The 24,431-nt window shown below is 67.3% G+C and carries 32 protein-coding genes; 30 read left to right on the top strand and 2 right to left on the bottom strand.

From position 1 onward, the window contains the following. Positions 1-175: 175 nt before the first annotated feature. From A7X12_RS12450 to A7X12_RS12410, 10 genes are all read left to right on the top strand, one after another. Complete coding sequence (locus A7X12_RS12450; protein WP_064311931.1) at positions 176-1,900, top strand: strawberry notch C-terminal domain-containing protein; 1,725 nt, start codon at positions 176-178, stop codon at positions 1,898-1,900. A 164-nt stretch (positions 1,901-2,064) separates the two neighbouring features. Further along, positions 2,065-4,113, top strand: coding sequence for a ParB/RepB/Spo0J family partition protein (locus tag A7X12_RS12445; RefSeq protein WP_037447387.1), 2,049 nt, complete (start codon positions 2,065-2,067; stop codon positions 4,111-4,113). Positions 4,114-4,238: 125 nt separating this feature from the next. Then, positions 4,239-5,177, top strand: coding sequence for an ArdC family protein (locus A7X12_RS12440; protein WP_062126480.1), 939 nt, complete (start codon positions 4,239-4,241; stop codon positions 5,175-5,177). Between the two features lie 15 nt (positions 5,178-5,192). Continuing rightward, a complete protein-coding gene (locus A7X12_RS12435) occupies positions 5,193-5,684 on the top strand; it encodes a hypothetical protein (RefSeq protein WP_016510938.1) in 492 nt (163 codons plus the stop codon). Between the two features lie 40 nt (positions 5,685-5,724). Continuing rightward, positions 5,725-6,039 (top strand): DUF7673 family protein, encoded by a 315-nt coding sequence (locus tag A7X12_RS12430; RefSeq protein WP_010408907.1) that lies wholly within the window; start codon positions 5,725-5,727, stop codon positions 6,037-6,039. 84 nt (positions 6,040-6,123) lie between these two features. Beyond that, on the top strand, positions 6,124-6,315 hold the full coding sequence (locus tag A7X12_RS12425) for a hypothetical protein (RefSeq protein WP_024310640.1): 192 nt from the start codon (positions 6,124-6,126) through the stop codon (positions 6,313-6,315). Positions 6,316-6,366: 51 nt separating this feature from the next. After that, the gene (locus A7X12_RS12420; protein WP_010408914.1) at positions 6,367-7,011 is read left to right on the top strand and encodes a hypothetical protein; all 645 of its coding nucleotides are present in this window, start codon (positions 6,367-6,369) and stop codon (positions 7,009-7,011) included. Between the two features lie 37 nt (positions 7,012-7,048). Further along, positions 7,049-7,672 (top strand): DUF6927 domain-containing protein, encoded by a 624-nt coding sequence (locus A7X12_RS12415; protein WP_010408917.1) that lies wholly within the window; start codon positions 7,049-7,051, stop codon positions 7,670-7,672. A 32-nt stretch (positions 7,673-7,704) separates the two neighbouring features. After that, the gene (locus tag A7X12_RS25540; RefSeq protein WP_063113159.1) at positions 7,705-7,914 is read left to right on the top strand and encodes a hypothetical protein; all 210 of its coding nucleotides are present in this window, start codon (positions 7,705-7,707) and stop codon (positions 7,912-7,914) included. Further along, positions 7,911-8,429, top strand: a complete 519-nt coding sequence (locus tag A7X12_RS12410) for a thermonuclease family protein (RefSeq protein WP_037447358.1) — start codon at positions 7,911-7,913, stop codon at positions 8,427-8,429. The genes A7X12_RS25540 and A7X12_RS12410 overlap by 4 nt, the downstream gene beginning before the upstream one ends. A 63-nt stretch (positions 8,430-8,492) precedes the next feature. On the opposite strand, the gene A7X12_RS12405 is transcribed toward A7X12_RS12410, so the two are convergent. Further along, on the bottom strand, positions 8,493-9,017 hold the full coding sequence (locus A7X12_RS12405) for a hypothetical protein (RefSeq protein WP_016510268.1): 525 nt from the start codon (positions 9,015-9,017) through the stop codon (positions 8,493-8,495). A gap of 75 nt (positions 9,018-9,092) precedes the next feature. On the opposite strand from A7X12_RS12405, the gene A7X12_RS12400 reads away from it, so the two are divergent. Then, the gene (locus A7X12_RS12400; RefSeq protein WP_062126483.1) at positions 9,093-10,400 is read left to right on the top strand and encodes a hypothetical protein; all 1,308 of its coding nucleotides are present in this window, start codon (positions 9,093-9,095) and stop codon (positions 10,398-10,400) included. A 43-nt stretch (positions 10,401-10,443) separates the two neighbouring features. Beyond that, a complete protein-coding gene (locus A7X12_RS12395) occupies positions 10,444-10,881 on the top strand; it encodes an HNH endonuclease (protein ID WP_062126486.1) in 438 nt (145 codons plus the stop codon). Here the strand turns inward: A7X12_RS12395 and A7X12_RS12390 are convergent. After that, the gene (locus tag A7X12_RS12390) at positions 10,853-11,035 is read right to left on the bottom strand and encodes a CsbD family protein (protein WP_016510257.1); all 183 of its coding nucleotides are present in this window, start codon (positions 11,033-11,035) and stop codon (positions 10,853-10,855) included. The two genes, A7X12_RS12395 and A7X12_RS12390, sit on opposite strands and share 29 nt — an antisense overlap. A 173-nt stretch (positions 11,036-11,208) precedes the next feature. Between A7X12_RS12390 and A7X12_RS12385 the strand changes: the two genes are divergently transcribed. The 18 genes from A7X12_RS12385 (at position 11,209) to A7X12_RS12300 (ending at position 24,272) form a co-directional block, all read left to right on the top strand. After that, positions 11,209-11,877 carry a DUF7007 domain-containing protein gene (locus tag A7X12_RS12385; protein ID WP_035386547.1) on the top strand — a complete coding sequence of 223 codons (669 nt, stop codon included), beginning with the start codon at positions 11,209-11,211 and terminating at the stop codon, positions 11,875-11,877. Between the two features lie 13 nt (positions 11,878-11,890). Then, positions 11,891-12,445 (top strand): hypothetical protein, encoded by a 555-nt coding sequence (locus A7X12_RS12380; RefSeq protein ID WP_062126489.1) that lies wholly within the window; start codon positions 11,891-11,893, stop codon positions 12,443-12,445. A 16-nt stretch (positions 12,446-12,461) separates the two neighbouring features. Continuing rightward, complete coding sequence (locus tag A7X12_RS12375) at positions 12,462-13,667, top strand: helicase HerA domain-containing protein (protein ID WP_010408937.1); 1,206 nt, start codon at positions 12,462-12,464, stop codon at positions 13,665-13,667. Then, positions 13,664-14,938 (top strand): hypothetical protein, encoded by a 1,275-nt coding sequence (locus tag A7X12_RS12370; RefSeq protein ID WP_024310654.1) that lies wholly within the window; start codon positions 13,664-13,666, stop codon positions 14,936-14,938. The genes A7X12_RS12375 and A7X12_RS12370 overlap by 4 nt, the downstream gene beginning before the upstream one ends. Continuing rightward, complete coding sequence (locus A7X12_RS12365; protein WP_024310655.1) at positions 14,935-15,120, top strand: hypothetical protein; 186 nt, start codon at positions 14,935-14,937, stop codon at positions 15,118-15,120. The genes A7X12_RS12370 and A7X12_RS12365 overlap by 4 nt, the downstream gene beginning before the upstream one ends. A gap of 93 nt (positions 15,121-15,213) precedes the next feature. After that, positions 15,214-16,911: an ATP-binding protein gene (locus tag A7X12_RS12360; protein ID WP_062126492.1), complete on the top strand. Its 1,698-nt coding sequence runs from the start codon at positions 15,214-15,216 to the stop codon at positions 16,909-16,911. A gap of 1 nt (position 16,912) precedes the next feature. Then, positions 16,913-17,107 carry a hypothetical protein gene (locus A7X12_RS12355; protein WP_062126497.1) on the top strand — a complete coding sequence of 65 codons (195 nt, stop codon included), beginning with the start codon at positions 16,913-16,915 and terminating at the stop codon, positions 17,105-17,107. Further along, on the top strand, positions 17,104-18,069 hold the full coding sequence (locus A7X12_RS12350; RefSeq protein ID WP_062126500.1) for a hypothetical protein: 966 nt from the start codon (positions 17,104-17,106) through the stop codon (positions 18,067-18,069). The genes A7X12_RS12355 and A7X12_RS12350 overlap by 4 nt, the downstream gene beginning before the upstream one ends. A 43-nt stretch (positions 18,070-18,112) precedes the next feature. Then, positions 18,113-18,472, top strand: a complete 360-nt coding sequence (locus A7X12_RS12345) for a DUF3768 domain-containing protein (RefSeq protein WP_062126565.1) — start codon at positions 18,113-18,115, stop codon at positions 18,470-18,472. Between the two features lie 50 nt (positions 18,473-18,522). Further along, positions 18,523-19,527, top strand: a complete 1,005-nt coding sequence (locus A7X12_RS12340) for a deazapurine DNA modification protein DpdA family protein (RefSeq protein ID WP_062126503.1) — start codon at positions 18,523-18,525, stop codon at positions 19,525-19,527. Positions 19,528-19,538: 11 nt separating this feature from the next. Beyond that, positions 19,539-20,345, top strand: a complete 807-nt coding sequence (locus A7X12_RS12335) for a Mom family adenine methylcarbamoylation protein (protein WP_062126506.1) — start codon at positions 19,539-19,541, stop codon at positions 20,343-20,345. Between the two features lie 77 nt (positions 20,346-20,422). After that, positions 20,423-20,716, top strand: a complete 294-nt coding sequence (locus tag A7X12_RS12330; RefSeq protein WP_010409087.1) for a hypothetical protein — start codon at positions 20,423-20,425, stop codon at positions 20,714-20,716. A gap of 16 nt (positions 20,717-20,732) precedes the next feature. After that, complete coding sequence (locus A7X12_RS12325) at positions 20,733-21,047, top strand: hypothetical protein (RefSeq protein ID WP_010409090.1); 315 nt, start codon at positions 20,733-20,735, stop codon at positions 21,045-21,047. 64 nt (positions 21,048-21,111) lie between these two features. After that, positions 21,112-21,621 (top strand): hypothetical protein, encoded by a 510-nt coding sequence (locus A7X12_RS12320; protein ID WP_010409093.1) that lies wholly within the window; start codon positions 21,112-21,114, stop codon positions 21,619-21,621. 44 nt (positions 21,622-21,665) lie between these two features. After that, positions 21,666-22,382: a hypothetical protein gene (locus A7X12_RS12315; RefSeq protein ID WP_062126508.1), complete on the top strand. Its 717-nt coding sequence runs from the start codon at positions 21,666-21,668 to the stop codon at positions 22,380-22,382. 6 nt (positions 22,383-22,388) lie between these two features. After that, complete coding sequence (locus A7X12_RS12310; RefSeq protein WP_010409098.1) at positions 22,389-23,510, top strand: phosphoadenosine phosphosulfate reductase domain-containing protein; 1,122 nt, start codon at positions 22,389-22,391, stop codon at positions 23,508-23,510. Between the two features lie 22 nt (positions 23,511-23,532). Beyond that, the gene (locus A7X12_RS12305) at positions 23,533-24,081 is read left to right on the top strand and encodes a hypothetical protein (protein ID WP_035386550.1); all 549 of its coding nucleotides are present in this window, start codon (positions 23,533-23,535) and stop codon (positions 24,079-24,081) included. After that, positions 24,078-24,272 carry a hypothetical protein gene (locus A7X12_RS12300; protein WP_010409103.1) on the top strand — a complete coding sequence of 65 codons (195 nt, stop codon included), beginning with the start codon at positions 24,078-24,080 and terminating at the stop codon, positions 24,270-24,272. Before A7X12_RS12305 ends, A7X12_RS12300 begins: the two co-directional genes overlap by 4 nt. Positions 24,273-24,431: the final 159 nt, after the last annotated feature.

The raw sequence follows: 24,431 nt of genomic DNA, 5'->3' as shown, positions 1-24,431 counted from the left end.
CGTTCGAAGGCGGGCCTAGCCCGTCTCCGGACAACCCCCTGGCACTCATATTATCTGGAGTGAAATCATGGAAAACCGAAGGAAACCTGCGCCTCCCGCTGCCACGCTCGACATAAACTGCGACTGCAGAGAAGCCGTGATCGACTATCTGACGCGGGCATTCCCGGTCCAGCAGATGACCTTCTTCCGCGATGACACCGGCGAGGTGCGCTCGCGACCGCTGTTCGACGAGAGCGGCCACCCGGTCACCAACCCCGAAGCCGAAGCCGAGCGCGACAATCTGGTCGAGCAGCTTTGCGCGCTGCCGCCGATCGCGGCCGTGCTCGATGCCATCATCACCCGGTTCGGCACCGAGATGGTCGCCGAGGTGACGGGGCGCACCAAGCGCCTCATCACGGTGAGCGGGGGAGGGCAGAAGCTCGAATCGCGCTCGGCCCGCGCCACGCAGGCCGATTCCGCCGCCTTCATGGAAGGCACCAAGCGCATCCTGGTCTTCTCCGACGCCGGCGGGACCGGGCGGTCTTATCATGCCAGCCTCGATGCGAAGAACCAGCAGCAACGCGCGCATCTGCTCCTGGAGCCGGGCTGGAGGGCCGATCGCGCGATCCAGGGCCTGGGACGTACCCACCGCACGCATCAGGCCTGCTCGCCCCTGTTCCGGCCCGTCACGACCGACTGCAAGGGCGAACTCAGGTTCACCTCGACCATCGCGCGGCGTCTAGACAGCCTCGGCGCTCTGACGCGCGGCCAGCGCCAGACCGGGGGGCAGAATCTGTTCGACCCGGCCGATAATCTCGAAAGCGACTACGCCAAGGCGGCGCTCATCAGCTGGTATCACCTGCTCGTCGCGGGGAAGCTGACCAGCACCAACCTCACCGATTTCCACCATCGCACCGGCCTGGAACTGCTCGATACCGACGGCGTGTTGAAGGAGGATCTCCCGCCCATCCAGCGCTGGCTCAACCGGTTGCTGGCGCTGCCGATCGGGCTCCAGAACTGCATCTTTGACGAATTCCTGGCGCTGGTCGAGGCACGGGTCGCGGCCGCGCGCGAGGCGGGGACACTCGATGTCGGCGTCGAGACGATGACGGTCGAGACCGCGACCGTGCTCGACGATACGATCCTGCGCACCGACCCGGTCAGCAAGGCGACCTCGCACCTGCTGACGATCGAGGTGACCCGGCGCCGCAACCCCATGTCGCTCGAGCGCGTGCTGCGCATCGCCGATACCGACCAGACCGCCGTGTTCGTGCGCAACGGCAAGTCGGGCAAGGTCGCGCTGCGCACCAACGCGCGCTCCTGGCTGACCGAGGACGGGGTGGCGGTGTCGCGCATCGAACTGATGCGTCCGACCCGGCACGAATATCTCGCACTCGACGATCTCTACGAGACGGCCTGGGAGGAATGCAGCCGCGCACGGTTCGAGGCGGAATGGTCGGCCGAGGTCGACGAGATCCGCGGCAAGCTCGACGTCGAGACGATCCGGCTCGCGACCGGCCTTCTGCTGCCGATCTGGTCGGCGCTGCCGAGCGACCATCTCGTGGTCAACCGCGTGGTCGATGCCGAGGGTCGCTCCTGGCTCGGGCGCATGGTGTTCCCGGGCGACGTGCCGGCGCTGTTCTCGAAGATGGGCCTCGACAGCAACGACGTGCTCAGCCCGGCCGAGGTCGCGCGCGCCGCGATGGAGGGCGGGACGGTCACGATCCGGCGACCGTTCGTGTGCGAGGTGAAGCGCGTACGCGTCAACGCCAAGCCGCGCATCGAGATCAGCGGCGCACCGGCCGACCAGCTCGCGTGGCTCAAGTCGATCGGCTGCTTCACAGAGATCATCGCCTACAAGACGCGCGTCTTCATCCCCGTCGAGACGGCCGATGCGGTTCTCGCAAAGCTGATGGCCTGACCGGCACGATAACAGCCAGCTAGCAGCAAGGTAGCCGCTTGTCGGCGAGCCCCAGTCGCCCTCCCGCCCAAGCGGGAAACGAGAGGGGAGAAGGAGCGGGGAGGGTGTCCGGGTCGGGGGAAACACCCGTGCACCGGACACTTTCCCGCTCATGGAGACGATAGATGACCCAGACCGTCAAACTCGCGAAACTGAAGCGTTCCGAGAAGAACGTGCGCACCACCCCGCCCAAGAATATCGAGGCGATGGCCGCCAGCATCCGCGCTCGCGGCATCATGCAGAACCTGCTGGTGACCGCCGCCCGCCCGAAGGGCATGTTCGAGATAATCGCCGGCGATCGCCGCTATCTCGGTGCGATGATGCTGGCCGAAGCCGGCGAGATCGTTGCCGCCGACTATGACGTGCCGGTCAAGATCATCACCGGCGACGAGGCGGACCTGCGCGAGGTGTCGCTGACCGAGAATTTCCAGCGCGAGCAGATGACCGTCGCCGAGGAATGCGTCGCGTTCCAGCACTTCCTCAAGACCGACGGTGACGTCGACGCGGTCGCCAAACGGTTTGGCCAGACCCGCCGCTTCATCGAGGGACGGCTGCGCCTCGCCGATCTTGCCGAACCGATCTTCGAAGCCCTGGCCGCGGGCAAGATCTCCTACGAGATGGCCAAGGCCTACGGCTCGACGGCCGACAAGGCCAAGCAGGAGCGCGTGTTCGAGCAGTATGGTCACTCGTCCTACGTCAACGCCGACCAGATCCGTCGCGCGATCGCCAACGACACGATGAAGGCGACGGATCCGATCGCGATCCTGGTCGGTGCCGATGCCTATGTCGCCGCGGGCGGCCGCATCGAGCGCGAACTGTTCAGCGAGGACGGTGACCGCTGGACCGACCCGGAACTCGCGCAGACGCTCGCTGCCTCGCTGATGGAGGCCGAGGCCAAGCGGCTCGGCGAGGAACTGGGCGTCGCATGGGTGCGCCCCGTCGCCACGACCAGCCTCTACGGCATCACGTCCGACCTCCACCGCGTGACGCTGCCGGCAGCGCCGCTGACGGACGAGGAACAGACGCGCTGCGACAAGATCGAGGAGCGCGTGCAGGTCATCGAGAGCGATATGGAGGACGAGGGTATCGATGACGACACCTATGCCGCGCTCGATGCGGAATCGGATCGGCTGCGCGAGGAATATCAGGCGATCCACGACAAGGCGCCCGAGCTGACCGACGAGGTCAAGGGCCAGGTCGGCGTCTTCCTGACGCTCGGCCGCGACGGCAAGATGACGCTCGACACGACCTATTACAGCGAAACGCCGATCCGCCTGCCCGGGGACGATCGGCCGCTGCCGTCGTCGCCGTCGTCGCGTCGCACCGCCGACCTGCCGCCCGAGGCGGTCGCTCCTGGCGGCAAGCCGCTCAGCGCGCGGCTCCATGACGAACTGGCGGTCCAGCGCCGCGACATCCTCGCCGCCTCGATCCTCGGCGATCCGGGGCTCGCGCTCGACTATATGCTGTTCTGCCTCGCCGACCCCAGCCACGGCTACGGCCGCTACGGGACGACGGTTCGGGCAGGGCGTCCGCAGGACCCGCAGATGCCCAAGGATCAGCCCGCCACGCAGGCGCAGGTCGCGATCGCCGAAGCCCGCGAGGGTCTCGACACGTCGTGGACGGAAGGGTCGAACCCGGTCGAGCGGTTCGAGGCGTTCCGCGCGCTCAGCGACGACGCCAAGGCGGCCTGGCTCGCGGTCGTGGTGGCGACCTCGCTCGAGGCCAAGCCCGATTACAGCTCGGTCACCACCAACCCGCTCCATGCGCGGCTCGCCTCGATCCTCGAGATCGAACCCGCCAAATGGTGGCGCCCTACCTCGGCGAACTTCTTCGACCGCGTGTCGAAGGGTACGCTGCTGGCGCTGCTCACCAACGTCGGGGGCGCGCCGCTCGCGGCCCGCTACATGGCCTCGAAGAAGGGCGAGATCTCGACCAGCTGCGAGAAGCTGTTCGCCGGCGAAGCGATCACCGAGGCGGAGACCAAGGACGCGGCGCTGGCCTGGGTGCCCGACGCGATGCGGTTCGATCTCGTGTCGGTCGCCGGTGCCGACGAGGCAATCGACGACGAGCCCGGCGATGAGGGCTTCGACGACGACGACTACGGCGACACCGATGATCTCGGTGCCGACGATGCCGGGATCGACAGCGACGAGGCGCTGATCGCGGCCGAATAGCCCCCCGATACCCCCGGCCCGTTCGTCTCCCGGGCACACCTTGGCGGCTGTCCCTCACCGGGGCGGCCGCCTTCTTTTTACCCGCGGACCGTCACGCGTGGCCCGCGCATCGAGGGAGCTTTCCCATGACCTTTCACCGCAAATCGACTGCGCCACGCCGCGATGTCGCGGCCGAGATCACCAACCTCATAATCGCCAAGCTTGAAGCCGGCGTCCTGCCCTGGTCGCGCCCCTGGGGACTGACCGGGGCAGGGGGGCGACCGCTGCGGCATTGCGGCACGCCCTACACCGGCATCAACGCGCTCTATCTCTGGGCGATCGGCGACGCCCAGGGGTTCTCTGGCCGCAACTGGATGACCTACCGACAGGCGACCGAGTTGGGCGGACAGGTACGGCGCGGCGAGCATGGCGCGCACAGCGTCTATTATTCGACCTTCTCGAAAACCGAGGCGGACCGCGTCACCGGCGAGGCGGCGACGAAGAATATCCGGTTCCTGCGCTCGTACACGGTGTTCAACGTCGATCAGATCGACGGTCTCCCGGCGTATTATTATCCGGTGCCCGCACCGCCCGAACCGCGCATCGAGAGCCGGCACCGCGCCGCGATCGATGCCTTCTTCGGAGGCCTGCCGGCGACCGTGCGGCATGGCGGCGATCAGGCATTCTATTCGCCGATCGGCGACTATATCCAGCTGCCGCAGCGCGGGGCATTCCGCTCGGACGATCATTACGCCAGCACGCTCGCCCACGAATATGTCCATTATTCGGGTGCGCCGCAGCGTTTGAACCGCGAGTTCGGCAAGAAGTTCGGCGACAACGCCTATGCGTTCGAGGAGCTGGTCGCCTGCATCGGCCAGTGCCTGGTCTGCGCCGACCTCAATCTGCCCGGCGAGCTGCACGACAACCACGCCAGCTACGTCGATCATTGGCTGAAGATCCTGAAGGGCGATTCAAGCGCGATCATCAAGGCCGCGGCGAAAGCCGAGCAGGCGGTGACCTGGCTCCATAACGCCGCCGCGGGTGGCGCGCCCGGGATCGACCAACCCGAAGCCCTCGCAGCATGACCTGGAGATCGCACCATGCACATCGAATTGCGCAAGCTGAAGGTGGTCGACGCTTTGTCCGAGGAAACGACCTGCTACTCGGCCGAGATCTGGATCGATGGGCAGCGCGCCTTCCTCGCCTCGAACCGCGGTCATGGCGCCGCGGACGATTACCATGCCGTCGGCAGCGTCACCGAACAGGCGGTCGATGCCTGGCTCGCCGCCAACCGGCCCGTCTCGCGGCTCGGCGACAGCGTCATGCCGCACTGCCTCGAATTCGAGGTGGCGGCGCTCATCACCCGGATCGAGGAGGCGAAGCGGCTGCGCCGGCAATGCCGGACGAAGCTGGTGACGATCGAGGGCGACCAGGTGTTCTGCTATCGGCTCAAGGGCAGGACACCCGCCATCGTGTTCGCCGGCGTGCAACGCCTCACCCCGTCGGCGCGCATGGTCAACGGCGATGACGCCGCGCTCGACGAGGCGGTCGCCGTGATGATCGCCCAGGCCGGGAAGCACGCCCCATCCTGATCGCATGACAGCTTCCACCCGATAGGACAGGATACGCACCATGCAACCGCAACGCCGCCCCCTCATCCGCGCACTCGCCTTCGACGAGGTCGGCGCCGCGATCGGCCGCCTCGTGGATGTCGCCTCGTCCGATACCGGGCAGGCCGCGCGCGTCGCGGACTTCCTGCTGGCGTGGTGGAATGGTGACGACAACGGCCACTTCCCCATCCTCCACCTCAGCAACTGCGACGCGATCATTTCCGAGGACATGCTAATTGTCATGGCCTGGCTCGCGCAGGAGCCTGCGATCTATCCCGATGCGTGGGGCTATCGTGACGCAATGGTCGACCTTGTCGGCCGATGGAGGCTGCGATGAGCGCACGGCCGTTACAACCATTATGGGCCTGCTTTCGTTTGCCCCGAACGCAATCATGGCGGCAGACCGTAGTGGGAGACTGGCATGAGCGATAATATACGGCTCGCGCTAATGCGGCAGGCGCTCGCGCTTTATGACGCGACCGACGACGGAGCGACCGTTGCCGCCTGTCATCTGCAGGCCGCGGTCGATGCGGAGCAGGGTCTGCGGCCTATGCAACCGGGCGAGGACATCGATCCTGAAATACCGGAGCAATTACGTAACTGGTTATCGTGAAGGGGAGGGGGAGCGAATTTCTGAGCGCGTGAGGCGCTCGGGAGATCGCTCATGCCCTACGATGTCGCCTTCCGCCACCAGCAGGCGCTCGACCCGAGCGCGCTGGTCACGATTGGAGCAAGCCTTCACGCCATCACCCGCGCGATCGACGACTGCCGCAACGCCGGCATCGCCTTCGAGACCGATCCCGCGGTCATCCTGCTCGCCCGCCATCTCGCAAGCGTCACCGCGCGGCAGTCCGAAGACGCGCTCCTCAAGCGGCGCTGCATGGACCGTATCGCCGAGCTGCGACAGCACCCGGCGCTGCTGACGCTCGCGGTGCGCGGCGTCGCGCACGATGCGGCCGCCAAGGATCGCTTCCACAGCGACGGACGCAAGGCGCTGCGCCGGCTCGCCGAAACGCTGGGGCTCGACCCCGCGCACTACGACCTTCGCTCGAACCGCAGCCACGCCTCCCGGTCCGGCGAGATCACCCTCCACGGCGAGGAGCTGTGGATGCAGCTATCGCTCCACGGCACCATGGCCGACCGCGAGGTCATCTACCGCCGCGTCAGCGGTCGTCACGATCACCTCGGGGAGCGCGACTGCTACGCCTCGATCCGCGACCTGCTCGCGCCCGAGCGGTTCGCCGTGCGGCTGCGCAAGGAATTGCGGCTCACACCGCCGGTCGCCGAGCCGGTCAGCCTGTTCGGCTGATCGATCACCCGTCCACACACGCGAAAGGACCGCCATCATGGGCTGGCTAAGCATGCCGCTGTCGTCGATGTTCCCGCACACAGGCCCCAAAGCCTATCTCGACGCGCAATTCACCTACGACAACCGCGATGCCGACGGGAAGGGCAAGGCGCTGCGCGTCATCGCCTCTTCCTGCCTGCGCAACAAGGTCTGGTACGCGGCCGTGGTGCCGTCGACCGACGGCACCGACGAACCCGCCTTCGCGGCCGTCTGCCTGGTCAGCTGGAATCCGCGGGCCAAGGACGGATTCGTGTTCGCCTACAAGGATATGACCGAACACGCCGGGCCTTGCGAGGCCGAATGCCCCGAGCGCATCCTCTCGCTGCTCGGCGATACCGACGATCCCGGTGCGCTCGACTGGCGCCGACGCTGCCTCGAGCGGCTCGCGACCCCGGTACGCCCGCTCGAACACGGCATGCACATCCGCTTGCCGAGCAAGGTCACCTTCGTTGACGGCTATGAGGGAGACGAGTTCATCGTCCACAAGCGCGGCCGCAAGATCTCGCTCGCGATCCCCGGCAACAGCTACCCGAAATATCGGATCGGTAACCTTCGCAAATGGGCGTGGACACTCGTGCCGCCCAAGCCCGAAACTCGCGTCCACAAGACGGTGTTCGGTTGATCGCCGACATCCCCCACGTCAGGATCATCGCCATGTCCGCCCCGTATCCGCCCGTCACACCCAGCCCGAAGCGGTCGCAGCTCTGCAGCCGAGCCCATGCCCAGCGCGTCGCCATGCGGATGTTCGATGCCGGCGCACGCCAGGTCTCGATCGTGCGCACCGGCGATCCGCTGCAACCCTTCCGCGTCCTCCCGGTCATCGTCGACGGGCCGAACGTCGAAGTCGAATTGCGCTACGCATGAGGGGCGCCCTGCTCCTCGGCATCGCCGCGCTCGCCGCCTGCGGGGCAGGGGAACCCCAAGGCCGCGACGGGGCGACGATCACCGGCGAGGGGCGGGCGATCGACGGCGACACGGTCTCGGTCGATTTCCGCCTGTCGGGGGCCGACGCCTTCGAGCGCAAGCAGATGTGCTCGAAGGACGGTGCCTGCTATCCGTGCGGCAAGTTCGCGCAGGATTCCGCCTCGCGTATCCTCAAGAGCAGTGTCGCCACGATCCGCATGACCGGCGCGAGCAGCTACGGCCGTCCGATCGCCATCGTCACGGTCGACGGCTACGACCTGGGCGAGCAACTGATCCTGCAGGGTCTGGCGGTGCCGGCGACGCAATATCTGCGCGGCGATCCGCAGCGCGCCGCGCGCTATGTCGCTGCGGCCGAACAGGCGCGATCAGCGGGCCGCGGCGCCTATGCGGGAGAATTCATCGATCCGGCGCGCTGGCGGCGCGGGGAACGGCTCGCGTGCGAGGCGCGTTACTGATATCCCCCCCTGGAAGAGGCGGTCCGGCATGCTCCCTTGCCGAACCGCCTTTTCTTTTTGTCGTCAGCCCTTGAGCTTCGGACCGGGGCCACGATCGTCGGAATCGTAATCGGGTCCCGGGTCATGCGACCAGGACGCGCCGATCGCGAACGCGGGGTCGAAGCGGCCCAACGGACCATCCGGCTCGGCCGCGACATACGGATTGACCAGCGGCTTCACCGGCAGCTTGTTGCGATAGATGTGCCCGGCGATGCGACCGCGCGCCTCCAGCAGCTTCTCCAGCCAGACGAGATCGTCGAGCATGGTCACGACGCCCTTGCCGGCGACGCAATAATAGAGGCACCGCTGGAAATCGTCGCACGCGGTGCTGAGGATCGTGGTCAGCTTGACCTTGCCCTCGTTCTCGCCCTCGTGGATCCATTCGAGCGATTCCCGCAACTCGCGCGCCGAGAGATACGCATCCTCCGGATTGCTGCCGATGCACGCCCCCGCGAGCATGCGCCGGGTAACGCGAATATCCAGATCGACCGACAATTCGGTGAGCACCGCATCGAGGTCGAACTCTCCGATAAATTCCGAACGCTTCATGGCCAGCTCCTTTGTTCATTGAACGTAACGTGAACAAAGGCGACAAGGCAAGCATTATGGAGTAGCTTCACCACCATGTGGCTCGTCCCACGCGATACCCGGGGTCTTACCCTGCGCTCGCCCGTACCCGACGTGGTGCGCGAGGCGCTGGTGCGCTGGTACACAGGCGAAGGCGAGGACAGCGATCACCGCGCCTCGGTCATCATGGTGGTCAAGGCACGCGATCATCACCAGTGGATAGCCTGCGACTGCCTGGGGGAGGGGACGGACCCGCCGCTACTCTCGCCGGCCTATCTCTCCGAAGCCGAAACCTATTACCTGCGCCGGCTCACCAGCATCCGCCAGCGTCGCCCCGAACATGACGTCGACTGCCCGTTCTTCCGGGAGCAGGCGCCGCCCCGCATCCGCGAGAAGGCGACCACCACCCCGCGCACGATCAACGAGCCCGACGGGCTGTTCTCGGCGCACCGGCTCGCCCCCGAGAAGCTGGCGCAGCTCCCTGATGACAGCGAACCCGACGATCGCACCCGCGGCGTCGCGATCCCGCGCCTCGCGCGCCTGCTGTGGCAGTTGATGGAAATGGCGCAGGTCAACGTCGTCGAACCACTCGAGGTCGGCGAGCCGCGCACGACATCGATGGCGAGCGAGTTCGCGGCGATGCGCGCCGCGGCCGAGCGGGTCCAGATCGCACCGGGCATCCCGCTCGCGCGCCATCTCTACACCCATATCGACCCCTATGAACGCGGCGTCGTGTTCGCGAAACTGCGCGAGGCGGCGAAGAAATGGCCGAGCGAGCACGCCCCGCAGGCCTTCCTCCTCCTGTATGCGATCGACGTCTCCGGCTCGACCATCACGCTTGCCGAAGGGCGCGAGCTGATCGTCAAGAACCGCATCCGCCACATCGGCGTCCACCAGCGCCACATCGGACCGCCGTATCTGGTCCTGGCCGTCGTCGGCGAGCACAACCCGCGCGAGGGCTATGCGTGCCTGCGCGCCTATGCGCAGCCGATCGCGCGCCCCGCCAATTTCGTCGCGATCCACAATCTCGCCGAACGCAAGACGATCGTCGGCCTGCTCGATCTCCAGTACCGGCTTCGCCGGCGCGGCATCGGCGTCGGGTTCAAGCGGCTCCTGTTCGATATCGCGACGTCGATCGGCGAGATGCGTCCAGACCTCCTTCTCGACCTGCGTGATTTCACCACCGGCGAGGTGATCGAGGCGGCGCTCGAGGTCGTCACCGGCGACGACGCCGATGCGCTCGGGCTGAAGCTGCGCCAGGTCGAGAAACTTCGCGAGATCGCCCCCGTCGTGACGATCCATGCCGAGGATCTCGAAGGCGACAGTCTCGAAACCGCCGTGCTTGACCAGCTGCACATCGGATGACGTCGTTGGCAGGAATTTAATCCAGGGCCACCATTCTCGCATCATGGCATCGACCACCCAAGCCAGAAACCAGCGGCGGATCCTGCGCTGGGCGCAGTCGTCGCTGTGCGCCGGATGCGGGATGCCCCTGCCGAGCCCGCGGCGCCTCGCCCGCCATCATCCCGATTACCCGACGTTCGACCATGTCACGCTGCGCAGCGCGGGTGGACGGCGATCGCTGTCGAACGGCCTGCTGAAGCATCTGCGCTGCAATCAGGCGCGCGGCGCGAGGCCGTCCACGGGGTGCGATGCGATCTGGATGACCGTGGTCGCGGCACGGCTAGCCGAGCGCCCGCGCAGCCTCAAGTCGATCTTCAAAGGTGGCGCTCGAAATCCCGGATTCCCGGCGCGCAAGGAAAAGGCCGCCCCGGTTGCCCGAAGCGGCCCGATCGTGTCATCGAAGGTCGGGGGGGTCAGATATCGTCGCCGAGCGCGCCCTTGACCGATCCCTTGACGTCCTGACCGGCGCCCTTGACCTTCTGCGCCTTGCCCTCGGCTTCGAGACTGGCGTTATCGGTCGCCTTGCCGATGCTTTCCTTGACGTTGCCGGCCAGCTTGTTGCCTGCCGCCTTCAGCTTGTCGGTTGCTTCACCCATGATCGATCTCCTGTCGTGAAATATCAGGACTGAGAACACTTTGCGCGTGAGCGCGATCCGTGCGGCCAGTCACGGCTGCACCATGAACGACCCTGCCTGCCGCCATCATCCCGGTCTGCCGAGGGGGAGGAGAGAGAGAGGGAATCTGTCGAATCCATTGAGGGAGACGACAGATGACCCGGTTCCAGCCCAGCCCACGCCCTGAGACGACACCCTGGGACGCACCCGACCGCGCTGACCAGGTCCTGCCCGGCATCTGGCGCGTATCGACACCCAGTCATGGCGGATATGTCCTGTCGGACGAACGCCAGGCCGCGATGCCCGAGGCGCTGCGCCGCGACGATCCTTACTATGAGGAAGACGTCGATTACGCGCTGGTGCTCTACGCCTTCGGCAGCGAGTTTCGCCGCCTGCCCATTCCGGGCATCGCCCTGCAGGTCGAGAACGCGCGCCGTTCGGTGCGCTGCTGGCATCCCGACCGCTGGACCGCGCTGACCGGCGAGGAAGTGTCGATCCACGACAGCCACGTCGTCCGCCGCCGCGCCGCCTATCAGGTGATCATCGGCCAGTACGAGAGCGTCTCGGCGTCGGGTTCCTGGGCGGACTGGGTGCCCGAGGGCAAGGTCGGCTGCGTCTTCCGCCGTGTCGTCAGCGTCGATGCGCTCGGCTTCGCGCGCCACGAGGGCGCGCCGATCCACGGTCTCGTCGACAAGGACCGTTACGAACGCCGCCAGATGCCCGAGACGTTCGAGAGCCTCGACGCGGTCCGCGTCGAAAGCACCGCCCCGATCTCCAAACAGGTCGACGCGAGCGCGCTCGCGCACCTCCTCCCCAGCGCCTGAAAGGACCGCCACGATGAGCGTCTATCTCTATCTGTTCCACGGCCGCGCCACGCCCGACGAGGACGTCGAAGACTGGGGCTGCGAAGGCCCCGCGATCGGACCGCTCGACTATGTCCACACCACCTATGGCAGCGAGGTGAAGATCCGCGGCGCGAAGGCGGTCCTGGAAAAGTTCTTCCCGAATTCGGAAATTCATTTCCACGACGGCTACGGCGAACACGCCATTCAGCTCGCCGGCGACTGCTTGCCCTACGACGGCAAATTCTACGGTGACTGGTCGATCTGCACCGGGGATCGCTTGTGCTCGCCTGCCGCCTCCCGGGTCAAGCCGGTGTGCGACGACTGCGGCAGCGACAACGTCACCAAGGACGCCGTCGCGGCCTGGGATGAGCCCGAACAGGCCTGGGTGCTGCTCAGCACCTACGATTCCACCACCTGCCAGGACTGCGAGCGCGAAAGCGACGACATGCTCGAATGGCGGACGCTCGATGGTGCGCCCGCTCCCGATCCCGACGCTCCCGCCATCCCAGCCAACGATCCGGCGCCCCCTGATGCCGACGCCGCCTGACCCGGAGGACCACGCCATGACCTGTGTCACCCCGATTCGCGCGCCCGAGGCCGCGGACAATCGCGTACCGCTCGGCCATCATTCGACCGGCACGCTCAGCCTCGACCTCGATCGCCTGCTTGCCGGACGCCTGCTCATCCAGGGCAGCTCCGGGGCGGGCAAGAGCAGGACCTTGCGCCGGATCATCGAGGAGGCGTTCGACTATACGACGCTTGCGATCGTCGACCCCGAGGGGGAATTCGAGAACCTCGCCCGCCATATCGGCGCGACCACGATCCGCGCGGTCGAACTCACCGCCGACGGGCTGACGGCCGCGGCGACGCGCAGCCGGCGACATCGGCTGTCGATGCACATCGACCTCACCGACCTCGATCCCGACCAGCGGATCATCAAGGCAGCCGCGTTCTTTGCCGGCCTGGTCGGCGCACCGCGCGAGGACTGGGCGCATACCATGCTGGTGTGCATCGACGAGGGCCATCTGCTCGCACCGCATGTCGCCGGTTCCGCGCTCGATGCCGATGCCCGCCGGCTCGGCGTCGCCACCCTGACCGACCTGTGCGCGCGCGGCCGCAAGCGCGGTCTCGCCCCCGTCATCGCCACCCAGCGCCTCGCGAAGCTCTCCACCTCGGTCGTGTCCGAGCTGCAGAACGTGCTGGTCGGGCTCAACGTCTTCGACCGCGACATCGCGCGCGCGGCCGACCTGCTCGGCTTTCCCGCGCGTGACGCCGACCTGCTGCGCAACCTCGCCCCCGGCGATTTCTTCGCGATGGGTCCGGCGCTGTCGGCAACCCCGGTGCTGGCGCATATCGATCCCACCATCACCGAACATCTCGGCAAGACCCCGGAACTGCGTGCCGCCGCGTCCGTCGATGCCGACGAGGCGGCGAAGCTGCTCGATCTCGCGGGCCTGGCCGAGGTCGCGGACCACGGCCCCGCCATCGCCCTCAAGGGCACGCGCGCGCTCGACGCGTTCCTGCTCGATCCCGCTGCGACCGACGCGGCCGCGATCATGGACGCGCTGAAGCGCATCTCCCCCAACGCCAGCACCGCGCGCGACCTCGCACGGCACCTGTCGCTCGACGCCGAGCGCACCGACCGCGCGCTCAACCTCCTGTCGGCGATCGCCGCGGTCGACACCATGCCCAAGGGCGACGACCGCATCGCCCGCCTGCATGCACGGCTGCGCGCGCGGCTGAGCGACGTCGCCGTGGTGTCGCTGTGACCGACCTCGCGCCCGATATCGTCGAGCTGGTCGCGTGTCCGAAGCTGCCCGAGCCGTGCGGGCGCCTGCGCGAGATGCCGTTCCGGCACGATGCCTGGACCCCCGACGAGATCGCCACGGTCGAACGCATGTTCTGCGACGACGCTGCGATCGACGACATCGTCGCCGCGCTCGGTCGCGGCCGCGCCGGCGTGCGCGACAAGATCGCCAAACTGGGCCTGCGCCGCAATTCGTCGCGTCCGTGGTCGACCGACGAAGACGCATGGCTCACCCGCGAATATGGCCTTCGCCCCACGGCCGATCTCGCTGGAGATCTCGGCCGCGCCTGCACCAGCGTCTATGCCCGCGCGGGCGTGCTCGGGCTGACCGAAGGAAATCCTCCAAAATGGAGCGACTGGGAGGATGCCCAGCTGCGCGCCGGCTACGCGCAGGCGATCCCGATCGCACAGATCGCCACGCTGATCGGACGCCCGCTGTCCGGCACCGCGACCCGTGCCAACGCGCTCGGTTTGCGCCATCCCAACAAGCCCGCTGACTGGACCGAGGCCGAGGCGACGCGGGCGCTGACGCTGGCCGGGGAGGGGCTTCGTTATATCGCGATCATCGACATTCTCGCCACAGAGGGCTTTCCGCGCAGGACCAAGGCTGGCTTCGGGCCGCACCTGCGCAAGCTCGGCTATGGCCGGGGATGGGGCCGCAACTGGACCCCTGACGAAGACACACTGCTCATCCGCGCCTATGCCGACGGGGCAAGCCTGACCCCGCTCACGACCAGGCTCGGCCGCACGAAATGCTCTATCCGCTGGCGCGCCGACTATCTCGGGTTGCGCGGCACACATGCCAACCGCGACGGGTTCCGGGGCGGGCCGGTGTGGAGCGACAATGATCTGGAAAGGCTGCGCGACCTTTACGGCACGATGCCGATGGACGCCCTGGCGACGAAGATGGGTCGCACCAAGGCTTCGCTGTTCACGCGCGCGAACATCCTCGGCCTTGTCCACGGCTATCACCGGAAATGGACCGAAGAGGAGATCCGGGCGCTGCGCATCGCGCACGACTTCGGCGTCGCGCTGCCTGATGTTGCGGCAGCGATCGGCCGCAAATATCCAGCGGTCCACAAATATGCCGAAAAGCACGAGCTTCGCTTCTCGCGTCGCCCGCGCCGCGCAGCCCCCTGGACGCTCGCCGAAATTATCGCGCTCGATCCTTCGGGAACGGGCGTCACCGACCATGTTGCCATCCCCGGCACAATCGATGAGGAAAAGCCATGACGCCGCTTCGCCTCGCCCGCGATATCGCAACCGGCGCGCCGATCGACCGCGACACCCGGCGTGCCCGCCTCCTCGCGGCGCGGCGCTATGCGATCAACTCGGTCCCGCGTCGCGGTATCCTCAGCGGTCACTGGGACGCGGGCACCGTGGTCGGCGCGTTCCGCGACGGCAAGGCAGGCTGACCAGGGCTCGGCCCGATGCGCCGATGAAGGAGAGAGGGAGCGGGGAGGGAAGGCGTGACGGACGCCTGAGCCCTTTTCCAGGAGCGCACTCCCATGATTCCCGCCACCATCGCGACCGCGGTCGCCCCCGAGACGATCGCCAAGGTCACGCGCCTGTTCAACAATACCGCGTTCGACGTCATCTGCGAACTCCTCCAGAACGCGCGCCGCGCCGGTGCGACCGGCGTCGCGCTCGCGCTGAACGGCGCCGGCGCCGAGCACTTCCTGCACATCACCGATGACGGCCACGGCATCGCCGATCCGGTGAGCATCGTCACGCTCGGCCGCTCGGGCTGGTCCGACGAGACGCGCCGCGCCGAAGATCCCGCCGGCATGGGCGTGTTCAGCCTCGCAGGCCGCGACGTCATCATCCGCTCCTTCTCGAAACCCGACCGCCAGGGCTGGATGGCGCATATCCCGGCCTCGGCGTGGGAGACGAGCCGCCCGATCGCGATCGAACCCGATCCGATCATGCGCGGCACCGCGATCACCGTGCGCGTGCCCGACGAGTGGCTGAAGACGCTCGAGCGCGACGTGGCCCGCGCCGCCAAACATTATCCGGTTCCCGTGACCTGGAACGGCGCGGTCCTTCCGCAGGAGGACTGGCTGAAGGACGCGGTCCATGTCGAGGAATGGTACGGCGTGCGCATCGGCGTGTTCCAGAAACACCCCTCGCATTATTCCTCGCGCGACGGACGCCTCAACTTCCACGGGCTGACCATCCCGTGCGACCTGCCGTATGTTCAGGAAGTCGACCGGGGCGGCCACTGGATCGCGCGGGTCGACATCTTCGACGCGCCGCAAATCCAGCTCGTCCTCCCGGCGCGCAAGGAAGTGGTCGAGAACACCGGCATCGCCGCCCTGCGCGATGCGGTCCGGCTCGCGATCTACCGCGCGATCGAGGCCGCGGGGACGCACCGGCTGTCGGCGCATGACTGGCGCGAGGCGCGCTCGCTCGGTATCGCACTACCCGAAGCCGAGCCCTATCTGTTCGCATGGACCGCCTATGCGGCCGACAGCTCGCGCAACTACGAGAGCGGCGCACGCGTGACCGACACCGGCATGGTGCTGATGCCCGACTTCGATGCGCTGATCGGCCAACCCGCGCAGGCGGCGATCGCGAAGCATAATCCGTTCGGTGGTCCGCTGGTCGAGGCCCAGGACGCGTTCAAGGGCTATGGCTGGTACGATATCCTCGCCCGTGTCGAGGATATGCGGTTCCGCGTCACCCAGGGCGACCGCACCTTCATCGTCTCCGACAGCCGCGAAGCCCCCGCCGAGGCGGAAAACGGTTGGGTCGAGGCTATCACGCTCGAGGCGACGATGAGCCACGCCGGCGCATTCATCGAGGTATCGACCGACGCGGATGTCGCCTTCGCACCCGACCAATGGTCGTGCAACTCGGTCGACGAGACGTCCGTCTTCGTCCGCCGGGGCAGCGAAATCACCGCGCTCGGCGTCGCCGACATCCTCGAAAGCGCGATCTTCTATGCCAGCGACGACAGCGATGCCGACAGCTACGATACGCAGCTCGAGCGCTTCCAGGCCGATGCCGCCGAACGAATCATCGGCCTGCTCGAAGGCGACGATGCCGCGCTTGAGAACCGCATTCGCGACAAGCTGGCGGGGCATTATTTCCTCGTCCCCGAGGACCGGACGGTCACCGTCGTCATCAATCGCGACCGGCTCGACGTGACGATCACGCCCCGCGCGGTTCCCGCCGCGCCCAAGGCCGCGGCGGAGGACGCGTGACATGGCGCGCTACAACCACGCCTACACGCTCGCCTTCAGCCTCGTCTCGAACGACGACAAGGGCCACGACGTCGATGCGCGCCAGCTGAAGGCGGCGCTGCTCGCACGGATCGAGAATCTCGACGAGGAGGGTAGCTGGATCGAGTCTGCCGGTGCGCCCTATGACACCTATCTAGAACCGGAGGAGGCGCCATGACCGGCGCGCCAGTTCCGGTCGTGCCGCTGGCGCCGCCGCCACCAGTGGTGCTGGCCTACGGCATCGGCGTCGACAGCACCGCGCTGCTGATCGAGAAGCACGCGCGCGGCGAAGCGCCTGACCTCGTGCTGACCGCCGATACCTCGGTCGAGAAACCGGCGACCTACGAATATCTCGACGTGATCCGGCCCTGGATGCGCGACCGCGGTATCCGTTTCGAGCTGGTCAGCTATGTCCCGAAGCGATTCAAGCACTGGCCGCCCTATTACGGCATCCTCGAGATGTGCCTGACCAATGCCACGCTGCCGAGCAAGTCGCTCGGCGGGTCGAGTTGCAGCCTCAAATACAAGAAGGCGCCGCAGGACAAATTCCTGTCGACCTGGCAACCAGCGGTCGACGCTTGGGCGCGCGGGCAGCGCGTCGTTCGCCTGATCGGCTATGACGCCGGACCGCGCGACACCGCGCGCGCCAACCATGCGCTGTCGATCGACGATCCGCTGTACGACTGCGAGTACCCCTTGCGCGAATGGCGATGGGACCGGCCCGACTGCGTCGCCCGCATCCAGGCCGAGGGTCTGCCGGTGCCACCCAAATCGGCGTGCTGGCTGTGCATCGCCAACCATCCGAGCGAAATCCGCGGCCTCCCGCAATGGTGCCTGCGACTCATCGTGCTGGTCGAGGCACGCGCCGCCCCGCGACTGCACACGGTCGAGGGCCTGTGGCGCAGATCGACCCGCGCGCGCCCGGGATCGATGACCGCCTTCATCCGCGACGAGCACCTCCTGCCGGCTGACGAGATCGACCGGATCATCCGCGATGCGCCGCTCGACCTCATCCGGTTCCAGGATGTCGCGGCCGTCATCCCGCTCGGCGAGCGCCCGACGATGGGCGACTGGCTCGACCGCTTCCATGCGGCCTTTCCCGAACGAGGCCGGGGACGAAGCGACGCGCTCGCCGCCTGAAGTCCCCGCCACCATCGCTATCGACCAAACGGAGGATCATCACATGATTTCGACCGCCACCGAAACGCGCCTCGAAGCCGTGGCCAGGCTCAACGACCGTTGCCGCCAGGGGTTCGACCGCACCGCGAAGATCGTCATGACGCGCGCGTGCCTCGGCGCGCTGTCGAACGGCACGCTCGCCTCGGAAGCCGTCGCCCAGGCGCATGTCCTGCAGGCGCTGCGCCGCTACACTTTCCCCGCCGACTGTCCCGAGCGCGATCGCGGCCAGTTCGAGCTGTCAGGCGAGACGATACACTTCCGTATCGATTATTATGACGTGGCGCTGGAATGGGGATCGGAAGACCCCGCCGACGCCAGCATCACGCGCCGTGTTCTCACGCTCATGCTGCGCGAGGATCTGTGATGCGTATTGTCGGAATGGCCGACAGCTATCAGCTAGCTGGCCGCTAGACGATGACGATCGAGATCATCCTCGGCCTGCCGCATCTCGCAAACGGGCCTATCCTTCAGCGCGCGGTCGCGCTGCAAGCACCGGTGCTGATCTCGGCCAATTGTCTGTCGCGCTGGCGCAAGGCCGATGGCTGGCGCGAGTGGTCGGGATGGCGCACCGGAACGCTCGCCAACGCGCGACCGCTCGCCAGCGTCGACCTCGATTCCGCCGGTTACACCATGATGGTCCGCTATGGCGGGCTTCCCTGGAGCATCGCCGATTACATGGCGCTCGCCGCGTCATGGCCGTTCCGACGCATCTCGTCGGTCGATTACTGCTGCGAAGAGGGCGTTGCCCACGACCGCGAGGAAGTGCTCGACCGCATCGCGCGCACCACCGCCACCAACCGAGAATGCTTTGCCCGCGCCGACGACTTGGCCATCCGCGACCGGCTGATGCCCGTGCTGCAGGGCCGCGTGCCCGACGACTACGTCCGTTCACACGACGCGATCGGCGGTCTGATCCTGCCCGGCACCGTCGTCGGCATCGGCAGCATGTGCCGGCGACCGATCCACGGTCCCGAAGGGCTGATCGCCGTCGTCGAGCGGCTGACCCGCATCCTGCCGATCGGCGTCAAGGCGCACCTCTTCGGGGTGAAAGGCGATGCCCTGCCGTACCTCACGCCGTTCGCACGCTGGATCGCCTCGATAGACAGCCAGGGATGGGGCGTAGGCGTGCGACAGCACGCGCTCAGGCATCGCATCGCCAAGACCGACGCGCTCGGCGCCGACTTCATGGAACGCTGGTATCGCACGCAATGCGCGCGAACGCTCGAAACACCGCGACACCTGCCCGAGGCCGCGGCGTCTGCTCCACCGCCACCAACCGCCGACCCCTGGGAACGCGCGATCGCGCAGGCTCGCGCCGAGATCCGCGCCCTGATCGAGAGCGGCGATCTCGATCACGATGAGATCACCACCGGATGGATCGAGACCTGGGCGGCCGAGATCTACGCCGACGCGGCCTGACGGAGGTAACCATGCTCACCGACCGCTCCCAGCGCTGGCGCGACCGGCGCAGCTTGTTCGTTGCCGGCGACAGCGTGATCGACCCGCGCCGCTACGCCGTCGATGTCGTCGCCCATGATACTGCCCGCGCATTCCTCGCCGACCATCATTACCTCCCGCGCTATCCCGCCGCCCAGCTCGCCTGCGGGCTGTTCGGTCCGGGCGACCCGGGCAGATCCACGTTGGTCGGTCTCATCGTGTTCGGCGTGCCGGCGACCGGCGCGGTCATCACCCGGCACACCGGCTATGCCGATCCCGCTCGGGGCTGCGTACTGCAACGGCTCATCTGCCTGCCCTCGGTCGCCGCGAACGGCGAAAGCTTCTTCACGTCGCGCGCCTTCCGCCTCCTGCGCCTCGCCAAGCCCCGGATCGACGCTGTCGTCAGCTTCTCCGATCCCGCCTTCGGCCATTGCGGCGTCGTCTATGCCGCGCTGTCGGGCGCCTATCGCGGCCGCACGAGGCCGCGGACGGTGCTGCGCATCGCCGGCGAGACGATCTCGGAGAGAACGCTGTCGAAGATCCGCAACCTCGAATCCGGCCATGCCGGGGCGATCGACCAGCTGGTGCGGCTCGGTGCGCCGAGGCCGGAGGCGCACGAACACCCCGCCGACTGGCTCGCGCGGCTCCGTGCCGACAATCTGCTCCGCCCGCACCGGCAAAGCCCGCTATTCACCTATTGCTTCGAGCTGACGCGCGACGCCCGGCGCACCGCGCGCGATCTGCCCCGGCTTGCCTATCCGCGCCGGAGCGACGCGATCCGCGAAATCCTCGCGGCATGATCCCCGCGCCAGCGGCGCGAGGGAAGGGGAGCGGGAGCGGGCGGCATGTCACCGACATGCCGGAAGGAGCACCGCCCGTGGATATCCATCTCGCCATCGCCAGCGTCCAGGCCGACGCTGCCCGCATCGCGCGCTACACCGATCGACGCGACCGTTTCCTCGATGCGCTGGACTGGTCCGCGCTCGACGAACAGACCGCGCGCGAGGCCGCGATGCTCGACGATCTGCTCGCCGGCGATCTCGCCGACGCCGCGCTCTACATCCTCTGGCTGGAAGAACGCCTCGCCAGCGGCGAAACCGATGTTCCAGGCGTTCTTCGCTTCTACCCGCACCCGCGCCCCTGGCACGGCGAGTGGATCTCGCTGCACTGACCCTGAAAGGATCGCCATGAGCCGCCACCAGTTTCCCGGTATCGAACCCGGCACCAGCGTCAGCATCGGGTGGGACCGCCCGCTTGGCACCTTCTTCGTCCAGGTGCTGCGCCCGCACCCGCATCTCACGGGTGAGGACGAAACCGTCGCATGGCATGGCGCGCACCCCGGCGAGCTGACCACAGCGGCCGCCGCGGTCACCATCGCCTCACGCTGGGCCGATCTTCCCGCCGATCTCGCGATCACGCTCGAGACCGACCGGCTGATGACCCTCGGCCAGTCCGATGGCGAGGCGCAGATCGCCATCAAGCGCCGCTTCTTCGGCGACTGAGTACCCGACAAGAAAGGGGAGGGGGATGGGGCGCGTCGATCAATGACGATCGACGGAGAGCCCCATGCCATATTTTATCGATCTCGGTGCCGGTCCCGCCGAGGAGGATTGCGCGCAACTCGGCCAGTCGCCCAACTTCGACAGCCTCAACCGCCTCGAAATCGCGGTCTACAAGTCCGCGCTGATCGCACGCTACGGCCCGCCGCCCCCGGGATGCCGCCTCGCCGGCCTGTCCAACCGACACGATTTCGGTCGCTATGTCGAACTCGTCCTCCATATCGAGAACGAGCTCGACGAGGCCGTCGCCGACTATGCGACACGCGTCGAGGAGGGACTCGCCACCTGGCGCGAGGCGGGCTTCACCGCGCCGGTCGAGTATAACGGCGAGACGCCCACCATCGTCCATGCCGATCCGGCCGATGCCGTCATCAGCGCGCTGCTGATTACCCGGCCCGGGCCGAACGGTCTTTTCCCGATCCCGGATTTCGCGGTCCTGCACGGCAATCTCACGCAGGCTTACCCCGCCGAGGCCGCGGCCGCCAACGCGCGTCTCGCCGAGGCCGCGGACGCCTGAGCGCGACCGCACAGAGCGATTTCCCATCATTTCGGAGCATTCCCATGGCGAACACCTACACCAAGGCCGCGTTCACGCTGACCATGAGCCACGCCGACGCGGCGTTGCTAACCATTGCCGAACAGGCAGTCGATATCCTCGACACCAACGGCGACGATGCCGACCTCGCCCACGAATATGACGCGCTCGATCCCGCGTTTCACGCCGTGTTCCCGGCGAAGGGGCCGATGAAGTTCGAAAGCTTCCTCGAGATATTCGACGATTGGCATTTCCCTTATCTCGACTGCGCGATCGACATCGACTGGAAAGGCGAAGACGGGAACGCGCGCGTATTCTTCAGCGGCGATCAATTCGGCGTCGAACAGGTCGCCCAGCTCATCTTCCGCGCTTGCAAGTCCGCGCTCCCCTGCGGGTTCGCATGGATCTCCGACTGCGACCGGCTGCGCCCCGGCGAGTTCGGAAGCGGCTGCGTCATCATTACCGACGCGGGGCTGACGTTCCACAGCACCCAGGACATCCTCGATCGCGCCGCGCGCAGCGCCGCAGCCGATCCCGACACCCATGGTCACGAGGGTCGCTTCGGTTTCGTGCTCGCCTCGCGCGACCAGGACGGCCACGCCGTCTTCTGGAACAACGACGACGGCTTCGGGGCACTCGCCAGCGCGACCGTGTTCTCGAAAGCCGAGGCCCGCGCACACGATCCGGTCATCGCCAACGACGAACCCGAGTGGCTGGCGCTGCCAGCGCCGCTCGCGGCCTGAACGGCCATGTTCATCGACATCGGACGCGGCCTGGTCGCCGGCCTTCCGGCCCTCGCCCTGCCGCCCGCCATCCTCGACGCGGTCGAACGCGGCGCATGGATCGTCTTCAACCTCTCGGGCGGCAAGGACAGCTCGGCCGCGATGTTCGCGGTCAACCTGATCCTCGATGCGCTCGGCCATCCGCGCGAGCGGCGTATCGCCATTCACGCCGACCTCGGCCGTGCCGAATGGGACGAAACGCCCGCGACGGTCGAGGATCTCGCGGCCCACGCCGGCGTCCCGCTGACGATCGTCCGGCGCAACGCCGGCGACCTGTTCGACCGCTGGGCCACGCGCTTTGCCAACGGCAAGGCGCGCTACGAGGCACTCGAAACCTATAATCTGATCGGTCCCTGGTCATCCTCGGCGCTGCGCTTCTGCACCTCAGAGATGAAGGCCCATGTCATCGGGCCGCACCTCGCCAGACTGCTGCGCGGCCAGACTATCATCAACGTGCTGGGACTGCGCCGCGACGAGAGCATCGCTCGGTCACGCACACCCGAATGGAAAGCAGACGCGCGCTACGCCGCTGCCGGCAATCCGCACGGCACCGCGATGATGCTGTGGAACCCGATCGCGCACTGGACGACACCACAGGTCTTCGCCGCGCACGATACGCTCGGCATCCCGCTGCACGTCGCCTACACCTGTTACCAGTCGTCACGACTGTCGTGCCGCTTTTGCGTCCTTCAATCGCTCGGCGACGCCCAGGCATCGGCTTCGGCACCGGCGAACCGTCCCGCGCTGCTCCACCTGGTCGGCCTCGAGGCGACCTCAACCTTCTCGTTCCAGCCCGCACGCTGGCTCGCCGACGTCGCACCGCGTCACATACCGGGTAATTTGAGGAACCGGATTTCCCTCGCCAAGGCCGATGCCGCCGAGCGGCGACGGCTCGAAGCCGCGATGCCGCCCGACCTGCGCTACGTCAAAGGCTGGCCGCCGCGCATTCCCACCATCGAGGAGGCCGGCATCATCGCCGCGTCCCGCGCACCGATCCTCTCGCGGCACGGTCTCGCCGATCTCTATCCCAATGCCGGCGCGGTGCGAGACCGCTTTTCCGACCTGATCGCGCTGAAGCGTGCCGCCTGATCCAGAGCAAGGAGCTTTCATCATGCCCGATATCACCGATCTCCCCGTCATGACGCGCGCCGACGCGATCGCCGCGGGCTTCGCCGGCTACAACGACGTGCCGCACAAACCAATCGACGTGCCCGACGGCGCGTTCACGATCACGGCGAAGACCAGCGAGGGTCGCCGCGTCACCTTCTGCTTTCTCGAATCCACTTATGGTGGCCCGCCCCGCTTCATCGACATCCAGTTCCACGACCGCGGCACCACGATCCCCAACGCCGATAACGGGGTATCACCCACCTTCAACGCGTTCGCGATCACGCGTGGCGGCAAGTTCGTCGCCGACAGTCGACCGCTCGACGAAGAGATCAAGCCCTCGATCCTCGTGCTGATGCTCGACAAGGCCGGGGAAGAACCCGCGCGATCCGCGACCAACCCGGCGCCGATGTCGGACATTGACCTCGCTGCGCTGCTGACACGCGCGGCCGAAGTCGTGGCTGCGCCCGACAGCCGGATCGCGTCGCATCGCAACACGCTTGCCGGCCAGCTCATCGCCGAGGCCGCGATCAGGCGGGCGCGCCCGTCATGACCACCCCCTCGCGCAGCGACGGGATGCACGTCGCCCATACCGCAACGGGCTGGGTCGTGTTCGACAACAGCTTGTCACACCCCTCTCGCCTCTCGGGCGCCTATCCGTCGCGCGCCGCGGCGACCGCCCGCAAGCGGGCGCTCGCGCGTGCGCTGCGCCACCAGCGTCCCGACGAAGCACCGGACGTCTGAGGAAGGGGAAGGGGGACCGGCTGTTATGAACCGGGAGGATCATCCGACCCGGTGACAACCGGAGCTGACCCCATGCGCAGCATCCTCGCCTTCTACGAAATCGACCGTGCCTGGGGCGGCCCCGAGGAAGGGGGATGGTGCTGTCTCTTATACACATCT

It is taken from the genome of Sphingomonas sp. TDK1 (assembly GCF_001650735.1).
GTDB lineage: Bacteria > Pseudomonadota > Alphaproteobacteria > Sphingomonadales > Sphingomonadaceae > Sphingomonas.
Note: the sequence above shows the minus strand (reverse complement) of the source record. Positions and strands in the feature narration are given on the sequence as shown.

Coding starts and splice junctions, on each gene's coding strand:
- A7X12_RS12430 (WP_010408907.1), top strand. CDS start 5,725: ATGCAACCGCAACGCCGCCCCCTCATCCGCGCACTCGCCTTCGACGAG.
- A7X12_RS12390 (WP_016510257.1), bottom strand. CDS start 11,035: ATGGGTGAAGCAACCGACAAGCTGAAGGCGGCAGGCAACAAGCTGGCC.
- A7X12_RS12310 (WP_010409098.1), top strand. CDS start 22,389: ATGTTCATCGACATCGGACGCGGCCTGGTCGCCGGCCTTCCGGCCCTC.
- A7X12_RS12325 (WP_010409090.1), top strand. CDS start 20,733: ATGAGCCGCCACCAGTTTCCCGGTATCGAACCCGGCACCAGCGTCAGC.
- A7X12_RS12320 (WP_010409093.1), top strand. CDS start 21,112: ATGCCATATTTTATCGATCTCGGTGCCGGTCCCGCCGAGGAGGATTGC.
- A7X12_RS12420 (WP_010408914.1), top strand. CDS start 6,367: ATGCCCTACGATGTCGCCTTCCGCCACCAGCAGGCGCTCGACCCGAGC.
- A7X12_RS25540 (WP_063113159.1), top strand. CDS start 7,705: ATGTCCGCCCCGTATCCGCCCGTCACACCCAGCCCGAAGCGGTCGCAG.
- A7X12_RS12425 (WP_024310640.1), top strand. CDS start 6,124: ATGAGCGATAATATACGGCTCGCGCTAATGCGGCAGGCGCTCGCGCTT.
- A7X12_RS12305 (WP_035386550.1), top strand. CDS start 23,533: ATGCCCGATATCACCGATCTCCCCGTCATGACGCGCGCCGACGCGATC.
- A7X12_RS12355 (WP_062126497.1), top strand. CDS start 16,913: ATGGCGCGCTACAACCACGCCTACACGCTCGCCTTCAGCCTCGTCTCG.
- A7X12_RS12415 (WP_010408917.1), top strand. CDS start 7,049: ATGGGCTGGCTAAGCATGCCGCTGTCGTCGATGTTCCCGCACACAGGC.
- A7X12_RS12340 (WP_062126503.1), top strand. CDS start 18,523: ATGACGATCGAGATCATCCTCGGCCTGCCGCATCTCGCAAACGGGCCT.
- A7X12_RS12380 (WP_062126489.1), top strand. CDS start 11,891: ATGAGCGTCTATCTCTATCTGTTCCACGGCCGCGCCACGCCCGACGAG.
- A7X12_RS12445 (WP_037447387.1), top strand. CDS start 2,065: ATGACCCAGACCGTCAAACTCGCGAAACTGAAGCGTTCCGAGAAGAAC.
- A7X12_RS12435 (WP_016510938.1), top strand. CDS start 5,193: ATGCACATCGAATTGCGCAAGCTGAAGGTGGTCGACGCTTTGTCCGAG.
- A7X12_RS12400 (WP_062126483.1), top strand. CDS start 9,093: ATGTGGCTCGTCCCACGCGATACCCGGGGTCTTACCCTGCGCTCGCCC.
- A7X12_RS12450 (WP_064311931.1), top strand. CDS start 176: ATGACCTTCTTCCGCGATGACACCGGCGAGGTGCGCTCGCGACCGCTG.
- A7X12_RS12345 (WP_062126565.1), top strand. CDS start 18,113: ATGATTTCGACCGCCACCGAAACGCGCCTCGAAGCCGTGGCCAGGCTC.
- A7X12_RS12335 (WP_062126506.1), top strand. CDS start 19,539: ATGCTCACCGACCGCTCCCAGCGCTGGCGCGACCGGCGCAGCTTGTTC.
- A7X12_RS12300 (WP_010409103.1), top strand. CDS start 24,078: ATGACCACCCCCTCGCGCAGCGACGGGATGCACGTCGCCCATACCGCA.
- A7X12_RS12350 (WP_062126500.1), top strand. CDS start 17,104: ATGACCGGCGCGCCAGTTCCGGTCGTGCCGCTGGCGCCGCCGCCACCA.
- A7X12_RS12315 (WP_062126508.1), top strand. CDS start 21,666: ATGGCGAACACCTACACCAAGGCCGCGTTCACGCTGACCATGAGCCAC.
- A7X12_RS12360 (WP_062126492.1), top strand. CDS start 15,214: ATGATTCCCGCCACCATCGCGACCGCGGTCGCCCCCGAGACGATCGCC.
- A7X12_RS12410 (WP_037447358.1), top strand. CDS start 7,911: ATGAGGGGCGCCCTGCTCCTCGGCATCGCCGCGCTCGCCGCCTGCGGG.
- A7X12_RS12395 (WP_062126486.1), top strand. CDS start 10,444: ATGGCATCGACCACCCAAGCCAGAAACCAGCGGCGGATCCTGCGCTGG.
- A7X12_RS12405 (WP_016510268.1), bottom strand. CDS start 9,017: ATGAAGCGTTCGGAATTTATCGGAGAGTTCGACCTCGATGCGGTGCTC.
- A7X12_RS12385 (WP_035386547.1), top strand. CDS start 11,209: ATGACCCGGTTCCAGCCCAGCCCACGCCCTGAGACGACACCCTGGGAC.
- A7X12_RS12365 (WP_024310655.1), top strand. CDS start 14,935: ATGACGCCGCTTCGCCTCGCCCGCGATATCGCAACCGGCGCGCCGATC.
- A7X12_RS12375 (WP_010408937.1), top strand. CDS start 12,462: ATGACCTGTGTCACCCCGATTCGCGCGCCCGAGGCCGCGGACAATCGC.
- A7X12_RS12440 (WP_062126480.1), top strand. CDS start 4,239: ATGACCTTTCACCGCAAATCGACTGCGCCACGCCGCGATGTCGCGGCC.